The 10,054-nt window shown below is 67.2% G+C and carries 8 protein-coding genes; 3 read left to right on the top strand and 5 right to left on the bottom strand.

Annotated elements, in window-relative coordinates; all coding sequences use genetic code 11:
• Window positions 1–3: 3 nt before the first annotated feature.
• Both IB235_RS10270 and IB235_RS10275 read right to left on the bottom strand, forming a co-directional pair.
• Window positions 4–1,926, bottom strand: a complete 1,923-nt coding sequence (locus IB235_RS10270) for an ABC transporter substrate-binding protein (protein WP_192336626.1) — start codon at window positions 1,924–1,926, stop codon at window positions 4–6.
• A complete protein-coding gene (locus IB235_RS10275; RefSeq protein ID WP_225612167.1) occupies window positions 1,923–3,854 on the bottom strand; it encodes an ABC transporter ATP-binding protein in 1,932 nt (643 codons plus the stop codon). The genes IB235_RS10270 and IB235_RS10275 overlap by 4 nt, the downstream gene beginning before the upstream one ends.
• Before the next feature lie 139 nt (window positions 3,855–3,993).
• On the opposite strand from IB235_RS10275, the gene IB235_RS10280 reads away from it, so the two are divergent.
• Entirely contained in the window at window positions 3,994–4,971 is a 978-nt protein-coding gene (locus IB235_RS10280; protein ID WP_192336627.1) for a glycosyltransferase, read from the top strand.
• A gap of 3 nt (window positions 4,972–4,974) precedes the next feature.
• On the opposite strand, the gene IB235_RS10285 is transcribed toward IB235_RS10280, so the two are convergent.
• The 3 genes from IB235_RS10285 to IB235_RS10295 are packed head-to-tail and all read right to left on the bottom strand — an operon-like array spanning window position 4,975 to window position 7,629.
• The gene (locus IB235_RS10285) at window positions 4,975–5,550 is read right to left on the bottom strand and encodes a histidine phosphatase family protein (protein ID WP_192336628.1); all 576 of its coding nucleotides are present in this window, start codon (window positions 5,548–5,550) and stop codon (window positions 4,975–4,977) included.
• Window positions 5,551–5,560: 10 nt separating this feature from the next.
• Window positions 5,561–6,271: a UTRA domain-containing protein gene (locus IB235_RS10290; RefSeq protein WP_192336629.1), complete on the bottom strand. Its 711-nt coding sequence runs from the start codon at window positions 6,269–6,271 to the stop codon at window positions 5,561–5,563.
• The gene (locus tag IB235_RS10295) at window positions 6,268–7,629 is read right to left on the bottom strand and encodes a formimidoylglutamate deiminase (protein ID WP_155039382.1); all 1,362 of its coding nucleotides are present in this window, start codon (window positions 7,627–7,629) and stop codon (window positions 6,268–6,270) included. The genes IB235_RS10290 and IB235_RS10295 overlap by 4 nt, the downstream gene beginning before the upstream one ends.
• A gap of 95 nt (window positions 7,630–7,724) precedes the next feature.
• Here IB235_RS10295 and hutI point away from each other — a divergent pair, with 95 nt between their 5' ends.
• Complete coding sequence (gene hutI / locus IB235_RS10300; RefSeq protein ID WP_192336630.1) at window positions 7,725–8,927, top strand: imidazolonepropionase; 1,203 nt, start codon at window positions 7,725–7,727, stop codon at window positions 8,925–8,927.
• On the top strand, window positions 8,920–10,054 hold a 1,135-nt coding region (locus tag IB235_RS10305), incomplete at its 3' end, for a histidine ammonia-lyase (protein ID WP_370576871.1). The genes hutI and IB235_RS10305, both read left to right, overlap by 8 nt.

Raw genomic sequence — 10,054 nt, forward strand, 5'->3', positions numbered from 1 at the left:
GCCCTAGCCCTCATCCAGCCAGAAGGTGTCGGGCATGTAGATGCCCAGAACCGAGGTCGGCTGATAGCCGATCAGCCCGGTTTCCGGCAGGTTCTGCAACTTGGCGGCGCGGACGACCGGCTGTTTCGCGCCATTGACCGTGCCGATGGTAAAGACCTGATCGGCATGGATCGCCAGCATCCGGTGCCAGATCGACAGCTTTTCGTCATGGCTTTGGCTTAACCGCCAGCGGCCGACCAGATCGACCAACTCGCGCGCCTCGGGCAGTTCGGGCGCTTTGCCCTGCTTGCCCTTCGAGGCGTAATACACCCCCCATTGCGACCAGTGATACTGGTCCTCATTGGTGGGGGCCAGTTCATAGGGCGGCATTTCGGGGGTGGGCACGGCATTGTCCAGACCCATCCAGACCGCCATGCTGGTCAGTCCGGCCATGGTCCGGCTGCGGAACAGGTCGCGCTGCGACACCCGCACCCACAGCGCGATACCGACGCGGCGGAAGTGATCCGCGACCAGTTCCAGCACGTCGGTTTCCACCGTGCTTTCGCCCGCCGTCTCGGCAAGGATGCCCGCGACCTGACCGTCGGGCAAACGGCGGAAACCGTCGCGGCGCGGCGCGGACAGGCCCGCCTGATCCAGCAGCGCATTGGCCTGTTCGGGATCGAACTGCGTCCATGCGCGGGCATATTCCTGTCGGAACAGCACGCTTTCGGGCATGATCATATTCGCGCTTTCGCGGGCAAGGCCAAAGAACAGCGCCTTGTTGATCTCGGTCCGGTCGATGGCCAGAGACAGCGCGCGGCGCACCCGCACATCGCGGTAAAGCGCCCGCCAGACCGGATCGGCGCAGGTCAGGTTCGGATACAGCGCCACGCGCGCGCCTTGGGTCCGCGTCCACAGATGCACCCGGATCGGAAAGCGATGCTCGGCCTCTTTGACCAGCGTGTAATCGGAAAACTCGACCCCCGCCGGTTGCAGATCGCTTTCGCCGGTCGCCACCTTGGCCGGGATCAGGTCGTAGCTGGAGACATTCATCACCACCCGGTCGATATAGGGCAGTTGCAGCCCGTCCTGATCGACGCGGTGAAAGAACGCGTTGCGCTCAAAGACGAATTGTTGCGCCGGAGGCAGGGTGCGCGGCCGCCACGGCTCCAGCGTCGGCAGGTCGGGATTTTCCGGCCGGGTCACGCGGCTCATTTTCTGGTGCAGGCCCTGCCAGTCGTCGACGCGCTGTTCGACCACCAGCCGGGCCAGCGTGTCGGCGGGCGTATAGTCGGCGTGAAAGCCCTTCATGTAATGCGCGGGCATGAAGATGCGCAAAGGCGAGGGCGCGGCCAGCCCCGGCAGGAAATCCGGCAAAGGCGCGTGCCAGCTGTAGCGCAGGGTCAGCTCGTCCAGCATCTCGAATTCGGGGCCCTGCCCGTCCAGCTGCATCTCGGGCGGCATGCCGCCCAGATCGTCGCGTAGCGTCACGTCCTGCCAGCAGTAGCGGAAATCCTCGGCGGTGAAGGGATGGCCGTCCGACCAGCGATGCCCGCGCCGCAGCCGCAGGGTGAAGATCCGCCCCTCCTGCACCTCCCATGACTTCAGGATGTCCGCGACAAGGTTCAGCCCAAGGTCAAAGCCCACCAGTCGCGAATAGCCGTTGATCGGCATGTAGCGGATGTCGCGCTGGCCGCCGATCAGCATGCGGATGGTGCCGCCGTGCCGCCCGGCATTGCGGCCAAGCGCAGGCAGGTCCATGACGCGCGGCTCCAGCGGCAGGCGCTCGGCCACGGCGGGCAACTCACCGGCCAGTTCGCGGGGTTCCAGATAGGTGGGGCCGATATAGGTGGGGATGGTCAGCGCGCGGGCGGCATGCGGGGCCGCGATGATCCCCGCGCCCAGCAGCGCCAGCGTATCCCGACGGGTAAAGGGCGTCCTGCTCATCCGCTGGCCCTTTGCTGGAACATCTGTTCGGGACGGGCCAGTTCCTGCATGCGCACCCGGTGCCCGGCCCCCAGATCGACCATGCGCGCTGGCTGGCCCGGCACCTCGCGGAAGACGGCGGGCCATTCGGCCTCGGCCCGCGCGGTGGGGATGCGGGCGCGCGGGTCCAGCGGGCGGGCGGGATCGGGAACCGGGATCGCGGCCAGAAGCGCGCGGGTATAGGGATGGACCGGCGCCTCCATCACCAGATCGCGGGGGCCGATTTCCACCAGACGCCCGCGCCACATCACCGCGATCCGGTCGGCCATGTAGTTCACCACCCCCAGATCATGCGAGATGAACAGGTAGGTCAGGTGCAATTCACGCTGCAAATCCTTGAGCAGGTTCAGAATCTGCGCCTGAACCGAGACATCCAGCGCCGAGACCACCTCATCGCAGATGATGAATTCCGGGGTCAGCGCCAAGGCCCGCGCAATGCCGATCCTTTGCCGCTGCCCGCCGGAAAAGCTGTGCGGAAAGCGCGCCGCCGCCCCCTGCCCCAGCCCGATTGCCGACAGCAGGGCCGTGACCAGCCGGCGCCGTTCCTCGGGCGTGCCGCGACGGTGAATCTCCAACGGCTCGGACAGGATGCTTCCGACCGTCATCCGCGGCGACAGCGAGGAAACCGGGTCCTGAAAGATCATCTGCACCCTTGAGCGCAGATCATCCAGCGCCGGGCCTTGCGCCTCGGCGATGTCGATGACCTCGGTGCCGTCGTCAAAGATGATCGTGCCCGCATCCGGGGTCATGGCGCGGACCAGCAGCTTGCCGATCGTGGTCTTGCCCGAGCCGCTTTCGCCGACCAGCCCCAGACATTCGCCGCGCATGATGTCCAGACTGACCCGGTCCACCGCCGTCACCGGCTGCGCATTCGAGGAGATCAGCGACCATGACTGATGGCGCGGCAGAAACGCCTTGCTGACCTCGCGCAGGGATACCAGCGGGCGCAGGCTTGGTTCGTGTCGCCCCTCGGGGCGGCCCAGCCGTGCCAGTTCGCGAATGCCGTCGGGCGGAATTTCACGCAAGGGGCGCAGCCGGGCGCGGCCGGCATGGCCCAGCACCGGCACCGCCTGCATCAGCCCGCGCAGATACAGGTGCTGCGGGTTGTGAAAGATCGTGGCGGTGTCGCCCGCCTCCATCACCTGACCGCGATGCATCACCACCACCTCATCGGCCAGATTGGCGACCACGCCCAGATCATGGGTGATCAGCAGCACCGCCATCCCCAGTTCCTGCTGCAGATCGCGGATCAGCCCAAGGATCTGCGCCTGAATGGTCACGTCCAGCGCCGTCGTCGGCTCATCCGCGATCAGCAGATCCGGGCCGCAGATCGCCGCCATGGCGATCATCGCGCGCTGGCGCATGCCGCCCGACAGTTCGAACGGATACATATCGAAGACCCGGCCGGGATGGCCGAAACCGACGCGGGCCAGCATTGCCTCGCAGCGCTCGCGGTCCTCGCGCTTGGTCAGGGGGCGGTGCAGGCGCAGGGCCTCGGACAATTGGTTGCCGATGGTGTGCAGCGCCGAAAAGCTGGTCATCGGCTCCTGAAAGATCATCCCGATGCGGTCGCCACGGATCGCCCGGATCTGCCGCCCGTCGCGCGGCAAGGTCAGCAGGTCCAAGGGCGGGCCGCCGGCCTCACCCTCGCCGGGATTGAACCAGATCCGGCCCGAGACCCGCGCCTGACTGGGCTGCAACCCCATGATGGTCTGGCCGGTGATGCTTTTGCCCGAACCGCTTTCGCCGACCAGCGCCGTGATCCGGCCCGGCAGCACGCGCAGGCTGGCCCCGTCCACTGCCGTAAGGTCACCCCCCAGCAGCGGGAATGAGACCCGCAACCCCTCGACCCGCAACAGGTCCCGCGTCGCCGTCAGCCCGTCTTGCAAGCCTTTCTCCTGACTGGCGGCGCCTGCCGCGTTTGCGCATCCGTCCGCTAGGACAAAAGCATGGAATCACCGTCTTGCGTGAATTATCTTGAACGATCGTAACGGATACGGCCACAAATTGCCGAAAGCGGAGGGCATGATGTCGGCAAAGGACAGGCTGATCGCGGAAATCGACGCGGCGCTGGCACAGGCGCGCGCGGGCGGGATGGATCAGGCCCGATTGAAACAGGCATGGGCGGCGCTGGACCGGATCGCCGCCGATCCGAAGGTCGGATTGCTGGGTCAGCCGACTCAACTGGGCCTGCCGCGCAAGCTGCATTCGGCCCGGCTGCGGCTGGCGAAACTGGCGGGCGATCCGGTTCAGATGACCGGACTGCGCGCCACCGCCGTGCCGCCCCAGCAGCTGCTGGCCGACCTGTTCCCCGCCGATCCCGCCGCCCGCGCCGCCCATGCCCGCGCCGCCGGACAGCCGGTCACGCGCATGGTGCATCAGCTGTGGGTGGGCGGCCCGGTGCCGCCGAATTGCGGGATCTGGCGGGCTTGGGCGCTGCGGCATGGCTGGGACTACCGGCTGTGGCAGGAAACCGATCTGGCCCGGCTGGGCGTCACCAGCGACCCCTTGTATCTGGCAATGCGGGCGGCGGGCGATCTGCCTGGCGCGGTCGATGTGGCGCGCTATCACGTGCTGGCGCATTGGGGCGGGCTTTATTTGGATTGCGACTGGTACCCGATTCGCCCCGAACTGTCGCCCGAGGACATCCTGCCGCCCTATGGCCTTTCGGCGATCCCCGAGGCCGGGCCGCGACTGGTCGGCGGCGCGGGAATGCTGCTGGCCAATGGGACGATCGCAACGCCGCCGCAGCACCCGGCGATTCTGTGGTTGCTGCAGGTGCTGCCGGAATTCGCCGCCCGCCTGCCCGGCACCCCGGCATGGTGGCAGACCGGCCCCCTGCCCTTCACCCTTGCTGCCAGACGCGGCCCGGTCAACGTGCTGGATATCGGATTGCTGGGCGGATCGGTGCCGCGCGGCACGCCCTTGGCCGAGGTGCAGGCCAAAGCGCAGGCGCTGGCCGCCGGGCCGGGCGCGGAATTCCTGCTGGAATGGAAAAGCTGGTAGGGGTCAGTCCAGCCGCGTCTCGGACCCGTCCGGGCCAAGGGCAAAGACCGCATCCTGTGCCGCATCCAGCCGCAGGGCCTCGGGCAAGGGCAGGTTTCGGTGCAACCCGCGCAGCAGCCGACCGGTGACGCCATGCCCGACAAGGATCACATCCGGCAGGCGGCCCGCATCGGCCAGCAGCGATCGCAAACGCTCCAGCACCTGTTTCAGCCGCTCACCGCCGGGGGCATGGAACATCCATTGCCGGGGCGGATGGGCCTTGCGGGTGCCGGGCCAGCCTGATTCGATCTCGGCTCGGGTCAGCCCGTCCCAGACCCCCATGGAAATCTCGCGCAGGCGCGGATCAAGGCGCTGGTCCAAGGGCGGCAGAGCGCGGGCGACCAAGCCCGCCGTCACCTGCGCGCGCGGCTGCGGGCTGCACCAGAGCGGCGGCAGCCGCCCGTCCAGATGCCGCTGAAGGATGCGCCCGCAAGTCAGGGACTGGCCCTGCCCCCGCTCGGTCAGGGGCGAATCCGCGGCGCCCTGATAGCGGCCCTCGCGGTTGAACTCGGTCTCTCCGTGCCGCAGCAGATAGATCACGCGACCACCCTCATGGCGAGGCCACCATCGAATAGCCCGGGTGAAAGGCCAGCCGGACCGAGGTGATCGCGCCCTGATCGTTCCATGTCGTCCGCTGCAGGATCAGCAGCGCCGTGCCCTGCCGGGTTTCCAGCAGGCGCGCATCGCGTGCATCGGCATTCTCGGCGGAAAAGGCGATGTCGCCGCGCAGCCAGGGGAAGTTCCGCACCAGCCATTCATTGGGGTTGATGCGTTGGAAGTCGACATGCTCGGCCCCCGGCGCGGCCTTGGGATTGATCCAGCGGTCCTCGACCTGAAACGGCTTGTCATCGCCGTAATGGACGGTGCGCAGATGGATCATCATCGTGCCCTCGGCCTCGGCCATGCGCGAGGCGATGTCGGCGGGCGCGGGGCCGTGCTTCTGGGCGATGATGCGGTGGCTATAGGCCATGCCCGCACCCTCGATCTGCTCGCGCACGATCGGGATGGTCAGCGTGGCCTTGCGGGCGGGGTTCACGGTGACATGAGTTCCCGCCCGGCGCTTGCGGTCCAGCAGCCCCTCTTCGGCCAGCAATTGCAGGGCCTTGTTCACCGTGGCGCGGGCGACGCCGAATTCGACGGCCAGTTCGACCTCATCGGGGATGCGGTCGCCCTGCCGCCATTCGCGTTCGACGATGCGGCGGCGCACCTCGGCCACGATGGCATGGGCCTTGGAGGGGTTGGTGGCGGGTCGGTCGGTCACATGCGATCCTGAACGCGGGCGATGGTCGCCAGATACTCGGCCATGATGCGGTCGCGGTCCAGATGGCGGCCCGATTGCACGACATGGCGTCCCGCCGACCAGACATCGCGGACCAGCCCGTCATGCCCGGCAAAGATCAGGCTGTCCAGCAACTGGTCGTCCTTGCGCCCGGCCATGACCGGATTGTCCGTGTCGATGGCGACCAGATCCGCCCACAGCCCTTGCGCAATCGCCCCGGTCTCGCGGCCCGCCGCCGTCGCGCCGCCGTCCAGACCGGCCTCATAGATGACCCGCCCGGTCGAGCGCCCCGGCTGCGCCAGAATCGCCCGGCCCCGGTCGCGCAGGCGCTGGCTGTATTCCAGCGTGCGCAGCTCCTCGACCAGCGAGATGCGGATATTGCTGTCCGAGCCAAAGCCCAGCCGCCCGCCGGCCTCGGCCCAGATCGTGCCGTTGAAGATGCCATCCCCCAGCGAGGATTCGGTGATCGGGCACAGGCCCGCGACGGCGCCGGAAGCAGCAAGGCGGCGGGTCTCGTCCTCGGTCATGTGGGTCAGGTGGATCAGCGTCCAGCGGCGATCGGGGGCGAAATTGTCCAGAACCCATTCGACCGGGCGGCGGCCATAGGCGGCGCTGATCTCGTGGATTTCCGGGATCTGCTCGGCCAGATGCATATGCAGCGGGCGATCCGGGCGCAGCGCCACGCACATCTGCAATGCCTCGGGCGACACGGCGCGCAGCGAATGAGGGGCGATGCCGATGCCGCTATCGCCGTCCAGATGTGCCAGCGTACCCTCGGCCCCTTCCAGCAGGCGCTGGAATTCCTCGGGGGTGGTGCCGAAACGGTCCTGACCGGGGATCAGCGCGCGGCGGTCGGTGCCGCCGAACTGGTAATGCACCGGCAGCAGGGTCAGGCCGATGCCCGTCCGGCTGGCCGCCGCCGCAATCCGCGCCGCCATTTCCGCGATATTGTCGTAATGCCCGCCGCCGACGCCGTGATGCAGGTAATGGAATTCGACATTGGTGGCATAGCCCGCCTCCAGCATCTCCATCTGGACCAGCGCGGCGATGGGTTCGACATCATCCGGGGTCAGATGCTCCAGAAAGCGGTACATGATCTGGCGCCACGTCCAGAACGTGTCGCGCGGCTCGGGGCCCCTGGCCTCGCTCAGACCGGCCATCGCGCGCTGAAAGGCGTGGCTGTGCAGGTTCGCCATTGCGGGCAGCAGCAGCCCGACGCGATGCCCCTCGGGTGCAGACCCGGCGGTGACCGCGGTGATGCGGCCATCCTCGACCGTCACCGATACGTTTTCCGCCCAACCTTCGGGCAACAAGGCCCGCTCTGCCCAGATCCGAACCATCCGCTTGCCCCTTTTCACGTCAAAATAAGTTTAGACATAGATGCTGATTAAGTTTAGACATAGAACGAAGAAGAAATCAATGACGGAGCGTCGGGATGCTGCTTCTGATGCAGGGGAATTTCGCCGGAATGTCGGCTGAATCAGGTGGTTACGACCTGATCCAGCAGGGCGCGATGGTGCTGGATGGCGACCGAATCGTCTGGGTCGGACCTGAGACCGCGTTGCCCGGCGAATATGCCGATTTGCCGCGCCATGATCTGGGCGGGCGGCTGGTCACGCCGGGCCTGATCGACTGCCATACCCATGTCGTCTTTGGCGGCGACCGCGCCCGCGAATTCGAGATGCGTCTGGAAGGCGCTGGCTATGAGGAAATCGCCCGCGCCGGTGGTGGCATCCTCTCCAGCGTCCGCAATACCCGCGAGGCGGATGAAGAAGCCCTGCTGGCCCAATCCCTGCCCCGCGTCGATGCGCTGCTGGCCGAGGGCGTGACCACGCTGGAAATCAAGTCGGGCTATGGCCTGACAGTTCAGGATGAGCTGAAAATGCTGCGCGTCGCGCGCCGCATTGCCGAAGTCCGCGCCGTCACCGTGCGGACCACATGGCTGGCCGCCCATGCCCTGCCCCCCGAATACAAGGACGACCGCGCCGGTTATATCCGCGATGTCGTCATCGCCGGAATGCAGCAAGGCCATGCCGAAGGGCTGATCGACGCGGTGGACGGCTTCTGCGAAGGCATCGCCTTTTCCCGTGACGAAATGGCCGCGATCTTTGACGCCGCCGCCCAGCTTGGCCTGCCGGTCAAGCTGCATGCCGAACAGCTTTCCGACCTTCACGGCGCCGAAATGGCCGCACAGCACGGCGCGCTTTCTGCCGATCACCTCGAATGGCTGGGTCAGGACGGCATCGATGCCATGGCCGCATCCGGCACCGTCGCAGTGCTGCTGCCCGGCGCGTTCTATACCCTGCGCGAGACGAAATACCCGCCGCTTCAGGCCCTGCGCGACGCGGGCGTGCCGATTGCGCTGGCGACCGATTGCAACCCCGGCACCTCGCCTTTGACCTCGATCCTGCTGACGATGAACATGGGCGCGACGCTGTTTCGCATGACGCCGGTGGAATGCCTGACCGGCGTCACCCGCCATGCGGCCACTGCCCTTGGCCTGCGTGATCGCGGCCAGCTTTCCCCCGGACTGCGCGCCGATCTGGCCATCTGGGACATCACCCATCCCGCCGAGCTGACCTATCGCATCGGCTTCAATCCCCTTCATGCCCGCATTGTCGGAGGCGAATTTGTCTGAACTGATCCTTACCCCCGGTGAAACCACTCTGGCCCAGCTGGAATCCGTCTGGCGCAAGGGGCTGGCCGTGCGGCTGGCCGACAGCGCCCGCCCCGGCATCGAGGCATCCGCGGCCCGTATCCAAGCGGCGGCCAATGGCGACGTGCCCGTTTACGGCGTGAACACCGGTTTCGGCAAACTGGCCTCGATCAAGATCCGCTCCGAGGATACCGCCACCCTGCAACGCAACCTGATCCTGTCGCATTGCTGCGGCGTGGGTGAGCCGGTCGAGCCGGAAACCACCCGCCTGATCATGGTGCTGAAGCTGCTGTCGCTGGGTCGCGGCGCTTCCGGCGTCCGCCCCGAGGTCATCGCGCTGATCGAAAACATGCTGGCCCAAGGCGTGCTGCCGGTGATCCCGTCGCAGGGCTCGGTCGGTGCTTCCGGCGATCTGGCGCCGTTGGCCCACATGGCCGCGACCATGTTGGGCGAGGGCCGCGCGACCCATAAGGGCCGCGAAATGCCCTCCTCCGAGGCGTTGGCTGCGGCGGGCCTTGCCCCGGTGGTTCTGGCCGCCAAAGAGGGTCTGGCGCTGATCAACGGCACGCAGGCCTCGACCGCCTTCGCGCTGGCCGGGCTGTTTGATGCCTTTGCAAGCGCCCGCGCGGCGCTGGTCACCTCGTCGCTGTCGACCGACGCGATCATGGGCTCGACCGCACCCTTCCTTGAGGAAATCCACACTTTGCGCGGCCATCGCGGCCAGATCCTTGCCGCCCGCGCCATTCGCGGGCTGATGGAAGGGTCCGAGATCCGGGAAAGCCACCGGGTCGGCGATACCCGCGTGCAGGACCCCTATTGCATCCGCTGCCAGCCGCAGGTGACCGGGGCCTGCATCGACCTGCTGTGGCAGGCCGCCCGCACGCTGGAAATCGAATCCAACGCCGCGACCGACAACCCGCTGGTGCTGACCAGTCAGGACCTGATCGTCTCGGGCGGGAACTTCCACGCCGAACCCGTGGCCTTTGCCGCCGACCAGATCGCGCTGGCGATCGCGGAAATCGGGGCGATTTCCCAGCGCCGCATCGCGCTGATGGTGGACCCGGCCCTGTCCCATGACCTGCCGCCCTTCCTGACCCCCGATCCGGGCC

Source organism: Paracoccus sp. PAR01, assembly GCF_014851995.1.
GTDB classification, from domain to species: Bacteria; Pseudomonadota; Alphaproteobacteria; order Rhodobacterales; family Rhodobacteraceae; genus Paracoccus; species Paracoccus litorisediminis.